Annotated in this window: 21 protein-coding genes; 7 read left to right on the top strand and 14 right to left on the bottom strand. The window is 62.5% G+C overall.

Annotation, left to right across the window (positions count from 1 at the left end; translation table 11 throughout):
• The first annotated feature begins 41 nt into the window (after positions 1 to 41).
• Positions 42 to 896, top strand: coding sequence for an RNA polymerase sigma factor RpoH (gene rpoH, locus DTP52_RS06180; RefSeq protein ID WP_003177476.1), 855 nt, complete (start codon positions 42 to 44; stop codon positions 894 to 896).
• Between the two features lie 199 nt (positions 897 to 1,095).
• Here the strand turns inward: rpoH and mtgA are convergent, their stop codons facing one another.
• Entirely contained in the window at positions 1,096 to 1,818 is a 723-nt protein-coding gene (gene mtgA, locus DTP52_RS06175) for a monofunctional biosynthetic peptidoglycan transglycosylase (protein ID WP_109752416.1), read from the bottom strand.
• Positions 1,819 to 1,891: 73 nt separating this feature from the next.
• Between mtgA and DTP52_RS06170 the strand changes: the two genes are divergently transcribed.
• The 4 genes from DTP52_RS06170 (at position 1,892) to trmB (ending at position 4,138) form a co-directional block, all read left to right on the top strand.
• A complete protein-coding gene (locus tag DTP52_RS06170; RefSeq protein ID WP_109752415.1) occupies positions 1,892 to 2,263 on the top strand; it encodes a DUF423 domain-containing protein in 372 nt (123 codons plus the stop codon).
• 90 nt (positions 2,264 to 2,353) lie between these two features.
• A complete protein-coding gene (thiS, locus tag DTP52_RS06165; RefSeq protein ID WP_162893874.1) occupies positions 2,354 to 2,554 on the top strand; it encodes a sulfur carrier protein ThiS in 201 nt (66 codons plus the stop codon).
• Between the two features lie 54 nt (positions 2,555 to 2,608).
• Positions 2,609 to 3,403 carry a thiazole synthase gene (locus tag DTP52_RS06160; protein ID WP_003177480.1) on the top strand — a complete coding sequence of 265 codons (795 nt, stop codon included), beginning with the start codon at positions 2,609 to 2,611 and terminating at the stop codon, positions 3,401 to 3,403.
• 9 nt (positions 3,404 to 3,412) lie between these two features.
• Positions 3,413 to 4,138, top strand: coding sequence for a tRNA (guanosine(46)-N7)-methyltransferase TrmB (gene trmB / locus DTP52_RS06155; protein ID WP_014340682.1), 726 nt, complete (start codon positions 3,413 to 3,415; stop codon positions 4,136 to 4,138).
• Between the two features lie 163 nt (positions 4,139 to 4,301).
• Here the strand turns inward: trmB and DTP52_RS06145 are convergent, their stop codons facing one another.
• From DTP52_RS06145 to DTP52_RS06100, 10 genes are all read right to left on the bottom strand, one after another.
• A complete protein-coding gene (locus DTP52_RS06145; RefSeq protein WP_003177482.1) occupies positions 4,302 to 4,625 on the bottom strand; it encodes a DUF3392 domain-containing protein in 324 nt (107 codons plus the stop codon).
• An 18-nt stretch (positions 4,626 to 4,643) separates the two neighbouring features.
• Positions 4,644 to 5,843 carry a radical SAM family heme chaperone HemW gene (gene hemW / locus DTP52_RS06140; protein WP_109752411.1) on the bottom strand — a complete coding sequence of 400 codons (1,200 nt, stop codon included), beginning with the start codon at positions 5,841 to 5,843 and terminating at the stop codon, positions 4,644 to 4,646.
• Entirely contained in the window at positions 5,840 to 6,436 is a 597-nt protein-coding gene (gene rdgB, locus DTP52_RS06135; RefSeq protein ID WP_109752409.1) for an RdgB/HAM1 family non-canonical purine NTP pyrophosphatase, read from the bottom strand. The genes hemW and rdgB overlap by 4 nt, the downstream gene beginning before the upstream one ends.
• A complete protein-coding gene (locus DTP52_RS06130) occupies positions 6,433 to 6,867 on the bottom strand; it encodes a DUF4426 domain-containing protein (RefSeq protein WP_109752407.1) in 435 nt (144 codons plus the stop codon). The genes rdgB and DTP52_RS06130 overlap by 4 nt, the downstream gene beginning before the upstream one ends.
• A 25-nt stretch (positions 6,868 to 6,892) precedes the next feature.
• Positions 6,893 to 7,513, bottom strand: a complete 621-nt coding sequence (gene metW / locus DTP52_RS06125; RefSeq protein WP_109752405.1) for a methionine biosynthesis protein MetW — start codon at positions 7,511 to 7,513, stop codon at positions 6,893 to 6,895.
• 7 nt (positions 7,514 to 7,520) lie between these two features.
• Positions 7,521 to 8,660: a homoserine O-acetyltransferase gene (locus tag DTP52_RS06120; protein ID WP_109752403.1), complete on the bottom strand. Its 1,140-nt coding sequence runs from the start codon at positions 8,658 to 8,660 to the stop codon at positions 7,521 to 7,523.
• 217 nt (positions 8,661 to 8,877) lie between these two features.
• Positions 8,878 to 9,177, bottom strand: a complete 300-nt coding sequence (locus DTP52_RS06115; RefSeq protein ID WP_109752401.1) for a DUF167 domain-containing protein — start codon at positions 9,175 to 9,177, stop codon at positions 8,878 to 8,880.
• A 4-nt stretch (positions 9,178 to 9,181) separates the two neighbouring features.
• Positions 9,182 to 9,772, bottom strand: coding sequence for a YggT family protein (locus DTP52_RS06110; RefSeq protein ID WP_109752399.1), 591 nt, complete (start codon positions 9,770 to 9,772; stop codon positions 9,182 to 9,184).
• A gap of 10 nt (positions 9,773 to 9,782) precedes the next feature.
• Positions 9,783 to 10,601, bottom strand: a complete 819-nt coding sequence (proC, locus tag DTP52_RS06105) for a pyrroline-5-carboxylate reductase (RefSeq protein ID WP_109752397.1) — start codon at positions 10,599 to 10,601, stop codon at positions 9,783 to 9,785.
• A 35-nt stretch (positions 10,602 to 10,636) separates the two neighbouring features.
• On the bottom strand, positions 10,637 to 11,323 hold the full coding sequence (locus DTP52_RS06100; protein WP_109752395.1) for a YggS family pyridoxal phosphate-dependent enzyme: 687 nt from the start codon (positions 11,321 to 11,323) through the stop codon (positions 10,637 to 10,639).
• Positions 11,324 to 11,379: 56 nt separating this feature from the next.
• On the opposite strand from DTP52_RS06100, the gene DTP52_RS06095 reads away from it, so the two are divergent.
• Positions 11,380 to 12,414, top strand: coding sequence for a type IV pilus twitching motility protein PilT (locus tag DTP52_RS06095; RefSeq protein ID WP_109752393.1), 1,035 nt, complete (start codon positions 11,380 to 11,382; stop codon positions 12,412 to 12,414).
• A 163-nt stretch (positions 12,415 to 12,577) separates the two neighbouring features.
• Here DTP52_RS06095 and DTP52_RS06090 read toward each other — a convergent pair whose 3' ends face one another.
• Positions 12,578 to 13,189, bottom strand: coding sequence for a C40 family peptidase (locus DTP52_RS06090; protein WP_109752391.1), 612 nt, complete (start codon positions 13,187 to 13,189; stop codon positions 12,578 to 12,580).
• Between the two features lie 250 nt (positions 13,190 to 13,439).
• Here DTP52_RS06090 and DTP52_RS06085 point away from each other — a divergent pair, with 250 nt between their 5' ends.
• Positions 13,440 to 13,868 carry a TM2 domain-containing protein gene (locus DTP52_RS06085; RefSeq protein ID WP_053188929.1) on the top strand — a complete coding sequence of 143 codons (429 nt, stop codon included), beginning with the start codon at positions 13,440 to 13,442 and terminating at the stop codon, positions 13,866 to 13,868.
• Between the two features lie 122 nt (positions 13,869 to 13,990).
• On the opposite strand, the gene DTP52_RS06080 is transcribed toward DTP52_RS06085, so the two are convergent.
• Entirely contained in the window at positions 13,991 to 15,262 is a 1,272-nt protein-coding gene (locus tag DTP52_RS06080) for a dihydroorotase (RefSeq protein WP_109752389.1), read from the bottom strand.
• On the bottom strand, positions 15,259 to 16,263 hold the full coding sequence (locus DTP52_RS06075; protein WP_003177495.1) for an aspartate carbamoyltransferase catalytic subunit: 1,005 nt from the start codon (positions 16,261 to 16,263) through the stop codon (positions 15,259 to 15,261). Before DTP52_RS06075 ends, DTP52_RS06080 begins: the two co-directional genes overlap by 4 nt.
• Positions 16,264 to 16,265 lie beyond the last annotated feature (2 nt).

The following is a 16,265-nucleotide window of genomic DNA, read 5'->3' as shown; positions in this document are numbered from 1 at the left end:
TGCTGAACTGCACGAGTTATGTGAGTCGGAGGTTTTTTCGTATGACCACTTCTTTGCAACCTGCTTATGCTCTGGTCCCGGGTGCGAACCTGGAGGCTTATGTGCACACGGTGAACAGCATTCCTTTGCTGACGCCCGAGCAGGAGCGTGAACTGGCCGAGAGTCTCTATTATGAGCAGGATCTTGAGGCGGCTCGGCAGATGGTGCTCGCCCACCTGCGTTTTGTCGTACATATCGCCCGCAGCTATTCCGGCTACGGGCTGGCCCAGGCCGACCTGATCCAGGAAGGCAACGTTGGCCTGATGAAGGCGGTCAAGCGTTTCAACCCGGAAATGGGTGTGCGCCTGGTGTCGTTTGCCGTGCACTGGATCAAGGCGGAAATCCACGAGTTCATCCTGCGCAACTGGCGCATCGTGAAAGTCGCGACCACCAAGGCCCAGCGCAAGCTGTTCTTCAACCTGCGCAGCCAGAAGAAACGCCTGGCCTGGCTGAACAACGAAGAAGTCCACCGTGTAGCCGAAAGCCTGGGCGTAGAGCCTCGGGAAGTACGCGAGATGGAAAGCCGCCTGACCGGCCATGACATGGCCTTCGACCCGGCCGCCGAAGCGGACGACGACAGCGCTTTCCAATCGCCGGCCAACTACCTGGAAGACCACCGGTACGACCCGGCGCGTCAACTGGAAGACGCCGACTGGAGCGACAACTCCAACACCAACCTGCACGAAGCCCTGGAAGTGCTGGACGAACGCAGTCGCGACATCCTTTACCAGCGTTGGCTGGCCGAGGAAAAAGCCACGCTGCACGACCTGGCGCAGAAGTACAACGTATCGGCCGAGCGGATTCGCCAGCTTGAGAAAAGCGCGATGAACAAGCTCAAGGTGTCGATCGCCGCCTGACTGCGATAGCGGCCATAAAAAACGCCCCGATCAGAGATGATTGGGGCGTTTTTGTTTGTGCTCACTCTCGGACCCGACGCAGGTCTCCTTGTGGGAGCGAGCCTGCTCGCGATTGCGTTGGCTCGGTCGATGAAGATGTCGAATGAGCTATTGTCATCGCGAGCAGGCTCGCTCCCACAAGGGGTCTCCAGTGTCTTGGTTATTGGGTCCAAGGCGCTCGCCGCGAATTATTGAGCTCCAGCAAATAGCTGTCGCCCCCCAACTGGCTCATCTGCTGGCGAATCCAGCTCGCGCGCCGCAGTACATAAGGGCTCGGCCGGCTGGCGTTCCACACCCGCGGGTTGGGCAATACCGCCGCCAGCAGGCTTGCCTGTTGCCGGGACAAGGCGTCGGCGCTTACGCGAAAATGATGTCGTGCTGCCGCTTCGGCCCCGAACACACCGTCATCCCACTCGACGCTGTTGAGATACACCTCGAGGATCCGCTGCTTGGGCCAGAACACTTCGATCAGCCCAGTGAACCAGGCCTCCAGCCCTTTGCGCAGCCAACTGCGACCCGACCACAGGAACAGGTTCTTGGACACTTGCTGGCTGAGGGTGCTGGCACCGCGAATCGAACCGCCACGCCCATTGTGGGCGAACGCGGCCTGGATCGCGCCGATGTCGAACCCCCAGTGCTCGGGGAATTTCTGGTCTTCACCGGCAATCACCGCGACCTTCAGGCTATCGGAGATCCGGTCCCAAGGCTGCCAGGTGCGTTGCAGGTCAATCGGTTCGCCACCGAACCAGGATTCGACCTTGCGCTCGATCATCAGCGCGGTGAACGGTGGCGGCACCACGCGAAACAGCAGCACGAGCACAACGCTGCCGACGGCGAACCAGAGCAGGGCTTTAAGGAATCGTCGAAACAATAAACGCAGCATAGAGATGGCTTGGCCGAACCCGTCGAGCGGGCCATTATACAGACCCTGTCCCCCGAGTCTGATTGGAGTTCTCATGCTGCGTAGCTTTCTGATGCTGGCTGCTTTTTTCGGCTTCACAGGCGTGGCACTGGGGGCGTTTGCCGCCCACGGCCTGAAAAATCGCCTGAGCGCCGATTACCTGGCGATTTTCCACACGGGCGTCACCTATCAACTGGTGCACACCCTGGCCCTGCTGGGCGTCGCGCTGCTGGCCACGCACATCCCCGGGCGCATCGTCACCTGGGCCGGGGTTTCCTTTGTGGTGGGCATCCTGTTGTTCTCCGGTAGCCTGTACCTGTTGACCCTCACAGGCATCAGCAAGCTGGGCATCATCACGCCGTTTGGCGGCGTGGCGTTCCTGATCGGCTGGCTGTGCCTGGGGCTTGCCGCCTGGCGGCTGGGCTGACCGGGCAGTCCATTTCATGACGAATGGCTTGGGTCACCCAGACTGATCGGGCTAGAATGCCAGCCCCTAAAAATGATGGCGGCATCCGGCATGCGCATTCAGTTGAACGGCGAACCCCTTGATCTGCCCGACGGTGAGACCGTCGCGGCCCTGCTGACCCGTCTGGAACTTGCCGGACGTCGCGTCGCGGTGGAGCTCAATCTGGATATCGTCCCGCGCAGCCAGCACGCCGAAACCACGTTGAACGATGGCGATTCGGTCGAAGTGGTCCATGCCATCGGCGGCGGCTAGTCGCTTCGGTTTCGCAGCATTTCGCAAGAACCTCACCCCAACAGAGGATTTCCCATGAGCATCGTTCGTAGCGACAAGCCCTTCGTCCTGGCCGGTCGTACCTACCAGTCGCGCTTGCTGGTAGGCACCGGCAAATACCGTGACATGGAAGAAACCCGCCTGGCTATCGAGGCCTCGGGCGCCGAAATCGTAACCGTCGCCGTGCGCCGCACCAACATCGGCCAGAACCCGGGCGAACCGAACCTGCTGGATATCCTGCCGCCGGATCGCTACACCATCCTGCCGAACACCGCCGGTTGCTTCGACGCCATCGAGGCCGTGCGCACCTGTCGCCTGGCCCGTGAGCTGCTCGACGGCCACAACCTGGTGAAACTGGAAGTGCTGGCGGACCAGAAAACCCTGTTCCCCAACGTGATCGAGACCCTCAAGGCCGCCGAAACCCTGGTCAAGGAAGGTTTCGACGTGATGGTCTACACCAGCGATGACCCGATCATCGCCCGCCAACTGGCGGAAATCGGCTGTATCGCGGTCATGCCGCTGGCCGGCCTGATCGGCACGGGCCTGGGGATCTGCAACCCGTACAACCTGCAGATCATCCTTGAAGAAGCGAAGATCCCGGTGTTGGTGGATGCCGGTGTCGGTACCGCTTCCGATGCCACCATCGCCATGGAGCTGGGTTGCGAAGCGGTGCTGATGAACTCCGCCATCGCCCACGCCCAGCAACCGATCCTGATGGCCGAAGCCATGAAACACGCGATTGTCGCCGGGCGCCTGGCGTACCTGGCCGGTCGCATGCCGAAAAAACTCTACGCCAGCGCCTCCTCGCCGCTGGATGGTCTGATCAAGTAAGAGCCATTGATGACTGAATCGAACGACACGCCGGTCCTGCCGGAAGAAGGCGAAGAGCGCCAACACCGGCGCATCAAGAGTTTTGTGATGCGCGCCGGGCGCATGACCGAGGGCCAGCAGCGCGGCCTGGAGCAGGGCGCGCCGCTGTTTGTCCTGCCGCTTGCCGATGCCCCGGTGGATTTTGACCAGGTCTTCGGCCGCTCGGCCCCGCGCTCGCTGGAAATCGGCTTCGGCATGGGCCATTCGTTGCTGGAAATGGCCGCAGCTTCGCCTGAACAGGATTTCATTGGTGTGGAAGTCCACCGTCCCGGCGTCGGTGCGCTGCTCAATGGCGTGCTGACTCAAGGGTTGACCAACCTGCGGGTCTACGATTGCGACGCCATCGAAGTGCTCAACCGCTGCGTGGCTGACAACAGCCTCGATCGGCTGATGCTGTTCTTCCCGGACCCATGGCACAAGAGTCGCCATCACAAGCGTCGTATCGTCCAGGCATCGTTCGCTGAACTGGTGCGCAGCAAGTTGAAGGTCGGCGGTGTGCTGCACATGGCCACCGACTGGGAACCCTATGCCGAATACATGCTGGAAGTGATGAATGTCGCCCCGGGCTACCGCAACCTGGCCGAAGATGGCAAGTGCGTGCCACGCCCGGCCGAACGGCCGATCACCAAGTTCGAGCGCCGTGGCGAACGCCTTGGGCATGGGGTTTGGGATTTGAAGTTCGAGAAGGTGGCGTAAGCATCACGCGGTAAAAACTGTGGGAGCAAGGCTTTGTGGGAGCAAGGCTTGCCAGCGATAGCAGCACCTCGGTACCCACTTCAACCCCGAGTTGCCTGCATCGCGAGCAAGCTTTGCTCCCACAGAAGCCCGCTCCCACATTTGTTTTCTGGTGTCTGTGGGGTCAGCGCCGATCCGCCACGACACCAATCAACACCAGCACCACCAACAACACCGGCGCCAGGCTGTAGTTGTTGAACTGGCTCAAACCTCGGACGACCCATGGCGTGGCGTAGATCAGTGCCGCGCCGCTGCCGATCATGCACAGCAGGGCGATCAGTGGAACGCGCAAGGCGCCGGCGATGCTGCCCAGGCGTTGTTCGACCCAGCCCTTGATGTCGGCACCAAACAGCACCAGCAGGCAGCCTACCAATGCCAGGGAGATTTCCGACAGGTTGCTGCGGCTCCAGCGGGACACGGTGGCCAGCAGGTCGAGTACCAGATCCATTCGATTTCCTTGTGTTGATCAGCTCAGAAATTTCTGCAGCAAGTCATTGAGAAACAGCTGTCCGCGCTCGGTGGCCGCCAGACGTTCCGGTTCGACCTGCAACAACCCGCTTTGTTCGGCCTCGCGCCGGCCTTCGGCCAGGCTTTGCAGGGACAGCCCGGTGCGCTCCGGGTACAGCCGCGATTCCACGCCTGCGGTCAGGCGCAGGGCGTTCATCAGGAACTCGAATGGCAGCTCTTCGTTGGCCAGGGTTTTCTCGCCCGCCAGGAAGCGTTTGGCCGGGTTGAGGTAATCCTTGGGCAGGCGCGTCTTCCAGGTGCGTACGATGCGCCCGTCCGGATGGCTGAGCTTGCCATGGGCGCCGGCGCCGATGCCAATGAAGTCGCCGAAGCTCCAGTAATTGAGGTTATGCCGCGCCGCCCGACCGGGTTGGGCGTAGGCCGAGACTTCGTACTGGGCGTAGCCGTGCTCGGCCAGCAGGGCTTGTCCGGCTTCCTGGATGTCCCACAACGTGTCGTCTTCGGGCAATGTTGGCGGCTGGTTCCAGAACACCGTGTTCGGCTCCAGCGTCAACTGGTACCAGGACAGGTGAGTCGGCTTCAAGGCGATGGCCTGGCGCAGGTCGCTCAAGGCGTCGTCGAGGGATTGGTCGGGCAAGCCGTGCATCAGGTCGAGGTTGAAGTTGTCGAAACCGGCCTGGCGAGCCATGCCGGCGGCGCGCACCGCCTCGTCACCGTTGTGGATCCGGCCCAAGGCCTCGAGCTTGGCCTGCTGGAAGCTCTGGATGCCGATGGACAGGCGATTGATGCCCAAGGCCCGGTAAGCGACGAATTTTTCCTGCTCGAAGGTGCCGGGATTGGCTTCCAGGGTGATTTCAATGTCCTGGGCGAAGGGAATGCGTGCTTCGACGCCCTTGAGCAACCGGCCCAGGGCCTGGGCACTGAACAGGCTCGGGGTGCCGCCACCGAAAAAGATCGAGCTCAACGGTCGACCATAGACCGCATGCAGATCCTGGTCGAGGTCGGCCAGCAGGGCGTCGACGTACTCTTCTTCCGGCAATTGCGGGCTGGCGGTGTGGGAGTTGAAGTCGCAATACGGACATTTGCGCACGCACCACGGGATGTGCACGTACAACGCCAGGGGCGGCAGCACCGGCAGCGGCGCCCGAGGCGTTTGTGCACCGCCGTGAATCAGCGGTGCCGGAGCATCATCGATCATCGCAGGCCCAGGCGTTGACGCAGCAGGGCCATGGCGCGGGCGCGGTGGCTCAGTTGGTTCTTTTCCACCGGCCCCAGCTCGGCGCTGGAGCAATTACGCTCCGGCACCCAGAACAACGGGTCATAGCCAAAACCGTGCTCGCCGCTGGCTTCGGTGAGAATGCGCCCGTGCCACAAGCCTTCGCAGAGGATCGGCAACGGGTCATCGGCATGGCGCACCAGGGCCAGCACGCACACGAACTGCGCGCCGCGCTCGGCTTCGGGCACGTCCTTGAGGGCTTCGAGCAGCTTGGCGTTGTTCGCCGCGTCCCCTTTGCCGTCCGCGTAACGGGCCGAATAAATGCCCGGCGCGCCGCCGAGGAAGTCCACTGCCAGCCCGGAATCGTCGGCCAGCGCCGGCAGGCCCGAGATGCGGGCGGCATTGCGGGCCTTGAGGATGGCGTTCTCGACGAACGACAGACCGGTCTCTTCCGGTTCCACCTGGCTGAACTCGCCAATCGAGCGCAACTGCACCGAGCCGCCGAGCATGGCCTGCAGTTCCTTGAGTTTGCCGGCGTTGTGGCTGGCCAGTACGAGTTGGGTGAAGTTGATCATTGGCCCGGGAACAGTTCCTGGTTGAAGTTGATGGTGTTGATCTTGTCGCCGGTTTGCACCTTGATCTCGAAGGTGCGGGTTTCCTGCTGGGGCACCGGGTACTGGGCGATGTAGTAGATCGCGCCTTGTTCGGTCACCTGCTTGAATTGCAGCGGGATGCTCTGGCTGGTGAGGTCTTTCACCTTGCCACTGACCTGGGCCATCAAGGGCTTGCCATCCTTGAGCACCGAGACGTTGATCACGCCCTGTTGCTTGCTGCGGATCAGCTCGGCATTCTTGGCGATCTCCGGCGTCAGGAAGGTGGAGTTGAAGGTGTTGTAGTGCACGGTGATATCACCGAACACTTCCTTGCGCTCGCCTTTGATAACGTCGGCGGCCATGGCGCCAACGCTCAGGCAAGCGGTGATGAGAAACAACCCTAGACGTTTCATGTCGTGCTCCTGGTGAGGCCGGGGCTCACACCGCGACCTGGTAATCGGTAAGGCCCGGACTACTGACCCTATAGATGCCTATCTCACCTAACAGATTAGGCCATAGCTTGCTGGCCCACCCGTGGCGGTGCTGCTGGTCCACGGCCAGGCGATCGATGACCTTGGCTTCGCGTTCGCGGCACAGCGCCTCGAAGTCGGCGAAAGTGCAGAAGTGGATGTTCGGCGTGTTGTACCAGGTGTAGGGCAGGAACTCCGAGACCGGCATGCGACCCTTGCTCGCCAGGTACCAGCGGCAACGCCAGTGGCCGAAGTTGGGGAAGGTGATGATGCACTGGCGCCCGACCCGCAGCATTTCGTCGAGGATCTTGTCCGGGTAGTGCACTGCTTGCAGGGCCTGGGTCATGACCACGATGTCGAAGCTGTTGCTGGCGAAGTTGCCCAGGCCCTTGTCCAGGTCCTGCTCGATGACGTTGATGCCCTTGGCGACGCACTCGGCGATGTTGTCCGGGTCGTTTTCCAGGCCGTAGCCGCTGACTTGCTTGTTGTCCCGCAGCCAGGTCAGCAGTTCGCCGTTGCCGCAGCCCAGGTCAAGCACGCGGCTGCCGGCGGGGATCCATTCCTGGATGATTTCCAGATCGGCTCTCATGGCGTCCTCACAGCGTTATACGGTTCATGTAGTTGCCGAACGCCTGCAGGTAGCGCGGGATCGGGATCAAAAAGGCGTCGTGGCCCTGGGGCGCGTCGATTTCCAGGTAGCAGACGTCCTTGCGCGCGGCCATCAGCGCGTCCACCAGCTCCCGGGAGCGCGCCGGGGAGAAGCGCCAGTCAGTGGTGAACGACATCACGCAGAACTTGGCGGTGGCATTGGCGAAGGTTTTTGCCAGGTTATCGTCGAAGTTCGCTGCCGGATCGAAGTAGTCCAGTGCCTTGGTCATCAACAGGTAGGTGTTGGCGTCGAAGCGCCCGGAGAACTCTTCACCCTGATAGCGCAGGTAGCTCTCGACCTGGAACTCGACGCTGTGGAAGTCGTAGTTGAGCTTTTCGCTCTTGAGGCCACGGCCGAATTTTTCGCCCATGGAGTCGTCGGACAGGTAGGTGATGTGCCCGACCATCCGCGCCAGCATCAACCCGCGCTTGGGGATCACGCCGTGTTCCTGGAACGAGCCGCCGTGGAATTCAGGGTCGGTGAGGATCGCCTGGCGCGCCACTTCGTTGAAGGCGATGTTCTGCGCCGACAGCTTGGGTGCCGAGGCGATTGCCAGGCAATGGCGCACGCGGTCCGGGTAGGTGATGGTCCACTGCAAGGCCTGCATGCCCCCCAGGCTGCCGCCGATCACGGCTGCCCACTGGGCGATGCCGAGGCGATCGGCCAGGCGCGCCTGGCTGTGGACCCAGTCTTCCACCGTCAGCACTGGAAAATCGGCGCCGAAGGGCTTGCCGGTGTCCGGGTTGAGGCTGCTGGGGCCGGTGGAGCCGTTGCAGCCGCCGAGGTTGTTCAGGCTGACTACGAAGAACTTGCTGGTGTCGATGGGCTTGCCCGGGCCGATGCAACTGTCCCACCAGCCGGGTTTGCGGTCGTCGACGCTGTGGTAGCCGGCGGCGTGGTGATGCCCCGACAAGGCGTGGCAAATCAGCACGGCATTGCTCGCCGTGGCATTGAGGGTGCCGTAGGTTTCGTAGATCAGGTCATAGGCCGGCAACGAACGGCCGCAGGCCAGGGCCAGGGGCTCGCTGAAATGCGCCATTTGCGGCGTCACCAGACCAACGGAATCGGGGGGAAAGGCAGTTGGCATCGACCCTGCTCGCGTTGAAATGAGGCGTAAGTCTAAAGACCGCTGTGGCAGGCGGCAAGCAAAGGCGCGGCTGGGCGATTTAACTGTGGCGAGGGGATTTATCCCCGTTGGGCTGCGTAGCAGCCCCAACACAGCTAATGCGATCCGCCAGACACGCCGAGGCGACGGATAGCCCAGCGGGGATAAGTCCCCTCGCCACAAGATCGGCGCTAACCGATCAGGCCCGTGTCAGGCCTGGCAGCTCCGGCAGCTCCGGCAGCTTCTTCGGCGAATGAATCCGCACCCGTTTCTGTCGGTTCAATTCGCCGCTGATCAGGCTGACCTGGCTCTTGGATACGCCAAACGCCTTGGCCAGGAATGCCATCAGGTAGGCATTGGCCTTGCCCTCGACCGGCGGGGCGGTGAGGCGGATCTTCAGGCGGTCACCGTGCAGCCCGGCGAAGTCATCGCTGCGGGCTGCCGGTTGCAGGTGACATTCCAGGATCAGATCGTCGCCGTCCCAGCGAAAGTAGCTCACCGGGTCAGATCAGCAGGCGCAGGATTTCCGGCATCATGGTCATCGCTGCCAGGTTGTTGATCACCAGCATGTCGATCAGCTTGAGCACCATGAACGCCAGGATCGGCGAAATATCCAGGCCGCCAAGGTTCGGCACGATACGACGGAACGGCGCCAGGGCCGGCTCGCAGATCTGGTTGACCAGCTCGGCGCCCGGATTGTGGCTGCCCGGAGCGACCCACGACAGGATCACGCTGATGATCATGGCGAAGAAGAAGATCTTCAGGAACAGCGCGGTCACGCCAATGATCGACCAGATCAGCAGTTGCAGCGGGTTGCCGGTGGTGCCGTAGGTCAGCAGCAGGGTCAGGGCCATCAGCGCCAGTTGCACGAGGATCGCCAGCACCAGCGACGACATGTCCAGGCCGAACAGGCTGGGGATGATTCGGCGCAAAGGCTTGAGCAGCGGCTGGGTAGCCTTGACGACGAACTGGCACAGCGGGTTGTAGAAGTTGGCGCGCACCAGTTGCAGTACGAAACGCATCAGCACGATCAGCAGATACAGGCTGCCGAGGGTTTGCAGCACATAGACCGCTGCGGTGTTCAATCCAATCATGAATGGCTCCTTATTGGCCCAGTTGTTCGGCCATCTCGGCCGAGCGGTGCGCGGCGGCGCCGAGTGCTTTTTCCACCAGGGCTTCGAAGCCCCCGGCCTGGAATGATTTGATGGCCGCTTCGGTGGTGCCGGCCGGCGAGGTCACGCGGCGGCGCAGCTCGGCCGCATCGACGTCGCTGGACACGGCCATGTGCGCGGCCCCCAATGCGGTCTGCAAGGTCAGCTGCGCGGCGATATCCCGGGGCAGGCCGAGTTTCTCGCCGGCGGCGGTCATGGCTTCGATCAGCAGGAAGAAGTACGCCGGGCCCGAGCCGGAGACGGCGGTGACGGCGTCCAGTTGCTGTTCGGTGTCCAGCCACAGCGCCAGGCCGACGGCTGACAGCAGCTCCTCGGCCTGTTGCCGTTGTGCGGTGGACACCTGGGCCGTGGCGAACAGGCCGCTGACGCCCTGGCGCAGCAGCGCCGGGGTGTTGGGCATGCAGCGTACGATCGGCTGTTCGCCGAGCCAGTTGTTCATACTGGCGCAGGTGATGCCAGCGGCAATCGACACCACCAGTTGCTGGGGCTTGAGGCTGGGGCGCAGGGCCTCGCACACGGTTTTCATCGCCTGTGGCTTGACCGCCAGCACGACGACGTCCGCACCGTCGACGGCCTGGGCGTTGTCGGCGAAGGTTTCGATGCCGTGTTCGGTGCTCACTCGGTTGCGGGTCTCTTCACCCGGATCGCTGGCGCGGATCAGGGAAGCGTCCAGGCCCTTGGCCCGCAGGCCGCCGATCAGGCTGGCGGCCATGTTGCCGGCGCCGATGAAGGCAATACGCGTGTTGCTCATGACAGGTCCTTATAAAGAGATGAGTCGGCCATGGTTCAGGATTGACCGTAGTCGCGGGCGCCGAACAGGGCGGTTCCGATGCGCACCCAGGTGGCGCCCTGGGCGATGGCCGACTCAAGGTCGTGGCTCATGCCCATGGAAAGGGTGTCCAGCGGCAGCTCCAGGCTGGTTTGCAAGTTTTGAACGGCGGCGAAGGCTGCGTCCTGGGCGGCGCGCTCTTCGGTGGGCTCGGGAATCGCCATCAGCCCACGCAGCTTCAAGCGCGGCAAGGCGCTGATGGCGCTGGCCAGGGCGGGCAGGTCTGCCGGGGTGCAGCCGGACTTGCTGGCTTCACCGCTGACATTGACCTGGATGCAGATGTTCAGCGGCGGCAACTCGGCCGGGCGTTGCTCGGACAGGCGCTGTGCAATTTTCAAGCGATCCACGGAATGCACCCAGTCGAAGTGTTCGGCGATAGCACGCGTCTTGTTCGATTGAATGGGGCCGATGAAGTGCCAGATCAAGGGCAGGTCGGTCAGTTCGACCTGTTTGCCCAGGGCCTCTTGCAGATAATTCTCGCCGAAGTCCCGCAGGCCGGCGGCATAAGCTTCGCGCAGGGCCTGGGCGGGCTTGGTCTTGCTTACGGCCAGCAGCTGGACACTGTGTTCGGCACGTTGGGCGGCCTGCTCCGCAGCGCGGATACGCGATCTAACCTGAGCGATGTTGTCTGCTATCGTGGACATAAAGAAGCGCCAGCGGGTCTGAGGTTCGCGGCATTCTACTGGAATTGAGGAGCGCTATGGATATCACTGAACTGCTGGCGTTCAGCGCCAAACAGGGGGCGTCGGACCTGCACCTGTCCGCCGGGTTGCCGCCGATGATCCGCGTCGATGGCGATGTGCGGCGCATCAACCTGCCGGCGCTGGACCACAAGCAGGTCCATGAGCTGATCTACGACATCATGAACGACCGGCAACGAGTAGATTACGAAAAGTTTCTGGAGACCGACTTTTCCTTCGACGTGCCGGGTGTGGCGCGGTTCCGGGTCAACGCCTTCAACCAGAATCGCGGCGCGGGGGCGGTATTCCGGACCATTCCGTCGAAAGTCCTGACCATGGAAGACCTGGGGATGGGCGAGGTGTTTCGCAAAGTGACCGAGGCGCCGCGCGGGCTGGTGTTGGTGACCGGGCCGACCGGTTCGGGCAAGTCCACCACCCTGGCGGCCATGATCGACCATTTGAACAGCCACAAGCATCATCACATCCTCACCATTGAAGACCCTATCGAGTTCGTTCACGAACCGCGCAAGTGCCTGATCAACCAGCGCGAGGTTCACCGCGACACTCAGGGGTTCTCCACGGCCCTGCGATCGGCCCTGCGGGAGGATCCGGACGTGATCCTGGTAGGGGAGATGCGTGACCTGGAGACCATCCGCCTGGCGCTGACCGCCGCGGAAACCGGGCATCTGGTGTTCGGCACACTGCACACCACATCGGCGGCCAAGACCATTGACCGAGTGGTGGACGTGTTCCCCGGTGACGAGAAGTCCATGGTTCGCTCGATGTTGTCGGAATCGTTGCAGGCGGTGATTTCCCAGACGCTGGTCAAGAAGATCGGCGGCGGCCGGATCGCGGCGCATGAAATCATGCTGGGCACCTCGGCCATCCGGAACCTGATCCGCGAGGACAAGGTGGCGCAGATGTACTCGGCCATCCAGACCGGTGGTTCACTGGGGATGCAGACGCTGGATATGTGTTTGAAGGATTTGGTGAACAAAGGCTTGATCAGCCGCGAACATGCGCGGGAACGGGCGCGTTCGCCGGATAATTTCTAGCGGGGGAGGTGGTGTAGCCCTGTGGCGAGGGAGCTTGCTCCCGCTGGGTGGCGCAGCCGCCCCAAACTGACCAATGATCTCTGTGGCCTCATCATTTTGGGTCCGCTTCGCGGCCCAGCGGGAGCAAGCTCCCTCGCCACAAAAGAGCCATGTAGGCTTCAGATCAGCGCTGAACCACGCGCATCGCCCCCGGCTCCTTCGGCAGAACCCGCTTGGCCACCACGTAATGGGTGTCCCAGTACGGCTTGTTCAGCGTGTCGATAGTCACCGACTTGCCACGGCGCGGAGCGTGGATGAAACGGTCGTTGCCCAGGTAGATGGCCACGTGATTGACTCGGCGGCTCTTGAGCTTGAAGAAAATCAGGTCGCCGGGCTTGAGATCCTTGCGTTCGACTTTCTCGCCATGACCGGCAGCCATCGCATTGGAGGTGCGTGGCAGGTCGAAGGTGGCGTCGTTGAAGGCGTATTTCACCAAGCCGCTGCAATCGAAGCCTTTACTTGGGCTACTGCCGCCCCAACGATAAGGTGTGCCGAGTACATTCACGGCGCGACTCAGCACGTTGCTGCTTGCTTTGGTCGCCATCGGCGGAACCAGTTTGCTGTTCGCCGTGCTCAAGCGCTGGGCGCTTGGCTTGTTCTTGCTCAAGGAAGCAGAAACATGGGATTTCGGGGTGTAGCCGTTGACGTTGGGAAGACGTTGCTCACGATTGGTGGCGTGGGCGGCCAGTGGCAATAATAGGCAAATGGTTAGCCATGTCTTGAAAAATGGACGCATTAGGCAGGGCTCTTAAAGGTTAGCGCGCAACTTTATAACAGCTTTTTTCGCTGTTCCGAGGCCGTTTGTCGATTCGAAACTTGGCGCCAACCCCGCATGATTGTGACAAATTGACCCGATTGTCCGACAGAACCCCGACACCACGGGGGTTTCCTTGGTTCAAAGTTGCTCAGGACCGCTTGTCGGCGAGACACAAAAAAGTCACAAAAAATCCGAAAAAATTTATCTATCGAGGCAAAAGAGGCCATTCATGAACAGCTATCAGCAGGATGCGATCCGCGATACCCACAGCAAAGTCATCGGGTATCTGCTGTGGATTTTCGGTTTCACCGGGGCCCACCGTTTCTATTACGGCAAGCCGGTCACGGGCACGATCTGGTTCTTCACCTTCGGCCTGCTGGGCATTGGTTGGTTGATCGACCTGTTCCTGATCCCGGCCATGGATCGCGAAGCGGACCTGCGTTTCACCCCAGGGCCTATCGAATACAGCGTGGCGTGGATCCTGCTGACGTTTCTCGGGGTGCTTGGCGTACACCGGATGTATCAGGGCAAGTGGCTCAGCGGGATTATCTACCTGCTGACGGGTGGGGTGTTTTTCCTGGGGGTGCTGTATGACTTCTGGACCCTGAATGATCAGGTTTCGATTCGGAATGCGCAGAAGCGGGGGGCTTTCCAGTAAGACCGAGTCGCTTGCATCGCGAGCAGGCTCGCTCCCACAGGGATCTTCAGTGCACACATTATGTGTGAACACCTCAAATCCAATGTGGGAGCGAGCCTGCTCGCGATAGGAGCGACGCGGTATCAGGCCTGGTGGGTGATCCGCCCATCCATCAAGGTGTAGCGCACCACACCCGGTAAGCTGTGGCCCAGGAACGGACAGTTGTCACCCTTGGAACGCCAGGCTTCGCCGGCCACGGTGGACGCGGCTGGGTCGAACAGCACCAGGTCCGCCGCCGCGCCAACCGCCAGTTTCCCTGCCGGCAATTGCAGCGCCTGGGCCGGGCCGGCGCTCAGGCGTGCGAGCAAGGTCGGCAGGTCGAGCAAGCCGTCTTCCACCAGTGTCAGGGCCAGCGGCAGCAGCAGTTCGACGCTGCTGATACCCGGCTCGGTGGCGCCGAATGGTGCCAGCTTGGCATCGCGCTCATGGGGCTGGTGGTGGCTGGAAATGGCCGAGATCACCCCGGATTTCACCGCCTCGCGCAAGCCCTCGCGGTCGGCGCGGGTGCGCAGCGGCGGCTGGACGTGGTAGACGCTGTTGAAGTCGATCAGCGCTTCGTCGGTCAGGATCAATTGGTACAGCGCCACATCGGCGGTCACCGGCAGGCCACGGGCCTGGGCCTGGGCGATCAGCGCCGCGCCGCGAGCACTGGTCAACTGGCTGAAGTGGGCGCGCACGCCGCTTTGTTCCACCAACAGCAGATCCCGGGCCAAGGCTACGGTCTCGGCGGTTTCCGGAATGCCCGGCAGGCCGAGGAAGCTGGCGGTCGGGCCCTCGTGGGCCAGGCCGCCTTCGGCCAGGTCGTGGTCCTGGGAGTTGAAGATCACCGTCAGGCCGAAGGTCGCCGCGTATTCCAGGGCGCGGCACAGGGTACGGGTATTGCGGAAACTGTTCAGGCCGTTGCCAAACGCCACGCAACCGGCGTCGCGCAGGGCGATGAGCTCGGCCAGTTGCTCGCCGTCCAGGCCCTTGCTCAGTGCGCCAATCGGGAAGACCTTGGTGTTGCCGGCCTCGCGGGCGCGGTCGAGGATCAGTTCGGCTACGGCCGAGGTGTCCAGCACCGGTTTGGTCTGCGGCGGGCAGCACAGGCTGGTCACGCCACCGGCGGCAGCGGCACGGGTTTCGCTGACGATGCTGCCTTTGCGGCTGTAGCCCGGTTCGCGCAGGGCGACGTTCAGGTCCACAAGGCCGGGGGCGGCCACCAGGCCTTGGGCGTCGACGGTCTCGACCGCGACGAAACCGGCCGGCGCGGCGCCCAGGGCGACGATCTTGCAGGCATCGATATGGATATCAGTCACTTGATCCAGGCCGCTGGCTGGATCGATCACGCGTGCGCCGAGAATGCTGAGCTTCACTGGGCGTTCTCCTGGTCGAATTGGCGCTGGGCCGTTTGCCCGCTCATGGCCATGGACAGCACGGCCATGCGGATGGCGATGCCGTAGGTCACCTGGTTGAGAATCACCGAGTGCGGCCCGTCGGCCACCGCCGACTCGATCTCCACGCCGCGGTTGATCGGCCCCGGGTGCATGACGATGGCATCCGGCTTGGCCCCGGCCAGGCGGGCGGTGGTCAGGCCGAACAGGCGGTAGAACTCGCCTTCGCTAGGCAGCAGGCCGCCGGTCATGCGCTCACGTTGCAGGCGCAGCATGATCACCACGTCCACATCCTTGAGGCCTTCGGTCATGTCGGTGTAGACCTTCACGCCGTACTGCTCGACGCCGATGGGCAGCAGGGTTTTCGGCGCGATCACGCGGATGTCCGGGCAGCCGAGGGTCTTGAGGGCCAGCATGTTCGAGCGGGCCACTCGCGAGTGCAGGATGTCGCCGACGATGGCCACCGACAGGTTCTCGAAACTGCCCTTGTGCCGACGGATGGTCAGCATGTCCAGCATGCCCTGGGTCGGGTGGGCATGACGGCCGTCGCCGCCATTGATGATCGCCACTTGCGGGCACACGTGTTCGGCAATGAAGTGCGCCGCGCCGGAATCGCCGTGGCGCACGACGAACATGTCGGCAGCCATGGCTTCAAGGTTGCGCAGGGTGTCGAGCAGGGTTTCGCCCTTGCTCGCCGAGGACGTGGACACGTTCAGGGTAATCACGTCCGCCGACAGCCGTTGGGCCGCCAGTTCGAAGGTGGTGCGGGTGCGGGTGGAGTTTTCGAAGAACACGTTGCACACGGTCTTGCCGCGCAGCAACGGGACTTTCTTCACTGCCCGGGCACCGACTTCGAGGAATGAGTCGGCAGTGTCGAGGATTTCCGTCAGCAGCTCGCGGCGCAGGCCGTCGAGGGACAGGAAGTGCCGCAGCTGGCCCTGATCGTTGAGCTGCAGCGGGCGCTTGGTTTCGAGAGGCGTCATCG

It is taken from the genome of Pseudomonas sp. 43mfcvi1.1 (assembly GCF_900115935.1).
Classification (GTDB): Bacteria; Pseudomonadota; Gammaproteobacteria; order Pseudomonadales; family Pseudomonadaceae; genus Aquipseudomonas; species Aquipseudomonas bijieensis.
This window is presented reverse-complemented; position numbering and strand designations above follow the sequence as displayed.

What these genes read in the sequence shown, in the direction of transcription:
- rpoH (WP_003177476.1), top strand. Translation starts at nt 42, where the DNA reads ATGACCACTTCTTTGCAACCTGCTTATGCTCTGGTCCCGGGTGCGAAC.
- mtgA (WP_109752416.1), bottom strand. Translation starts at nt 1,818, where the DNA reads ATGCTGCGTTTATTGTTTCGACGATTCCTTAAAGCCCTGCTCTGGTTC.
- DTP52_RS06170 (WP_109752415.1), top strand. Translation starts at nt 1,892, where the DNA reads ATGCTGCGTAGCTTTCTGATGCTGGCTGCTTTTTTCGGCTTCACAGGC.
- thiS (WP_162893874.1), top strand. Translation starts at nt 2,354, where the DNA reads ATGCGCATTCAGTTGAACGGCGAACCCCTTGATCTGCCCGACGGTGAG.
- DTP52_RS06160 (WP_003177480.1), top strand. Translation starts at nt 2,609, where the DNA reads ATGAGCATCGTTCGTAGCGACAAGCCCTTCGTCCTGGCCGGTCGTACC.
- trmB (WP_014340682.1), top strand. Translation starts at nt 3,413, where the DNA reads ATGACTGAATCGAACGACACGCCGGTCCTGCCGGAAGAAGGCGAAGAG.
- DTP52_RS06145 (WP_003177482.1), bottom strand. Translation starts at nt 4,625, where the DNA reads ATGGATCTGGTACTCGACCTGCTGGCCACCGTGTCCCGCTGGAGCCGC.
- hemW (WP_109752411.1), bottom strand. Translation starts at nt 5,843, where the DNA reads ATGATCGATGATGCTCCGGCACCGCTGATTCACGGCGGTGCACAAACG.
- rdgB (WP_109752409.1), bottom strand. Translation starts at nt 6,436, where the DNA reads ATGATCAACTTCACCCAACTCGTACTGGCCAGCCACAACGCCGGCAAA.
- DTP52_RS06130 (WP_109752407.1), bottom strand. Translation starts at nt 6,867, where the DNA reads ATGAAACGTCTAGGGTTGTTTCTCATCACCGCTTGCCTGAGCGTTGGC.
- metW (WP_109752405.1), bottom strand. Translation starts at nt 7,513, where the DNA reads ATGAGAGCCGATCTGGAAATCATCCAGGAATGGATCCCCGCCGGCAGC.
- DTP52_RS06120 (WP_109752403.1), bottom strand. Translation starts at nt 8,660, where the DNA reads ATGCCAACTGCCTTTCCCCCCGATTCCGTTGGTCTGGTGACGCCGCAA.
- DTP52_RS06110 (WP_109752399.1), bottom strand. Translation starts at nt 9,772, where the DNA reads ATGATTGGATTGAACACCGCAGCGGTCTATGTGCTGCAAACCCTCGGC.
- proC (WP_109752397.1), bottom strand. Translation starts at nt 10,601, where the DNA reads ATGAGCAACACGCGTATTGCCTTCATCGGCGCCGGCAACATGGCCGCC.
- DTP52_RS06100 (WP_109752395.1), bottom strand. Translation starts at nt 11,323, where the DNA reads ATGTCCACGATAGCAGACAACATCGCTCAGGTTAGATCGCGTATCCGC.
- DTP52_RS06095 (WP_109752393.1), top strand. Translation starts at nt 11,380, where the DNA reads ATGGATATCACTGAACTGCTGGCGTTCAGCGCCAAACAGGGGGCGTCG.
- DTP52_RS06090 (WP_109752391.1), bottom strand. Translation starts at nt 13,189, where the DNA reads ATGCGTCCATTTTTCAAGACATGGCTAACCATTTGCCTATTATTGCCA.
- DTP52_RS06085 (WP_053188929.1), top strand. Translation starts at nt 13,440, where the DNA reads ATGAACAGCTATCAGCAGGATGCGATCCGCGATACCCACAGCAAAGTC.
- DTP52_RS06075 (WP_003177495.1), bottom strand. Translation starts at nt 16,263, where the DNA reads ATGACGCCTCTCGAAACCAAGCGCCCGCTGCAGCTCAACGATCAGGGC.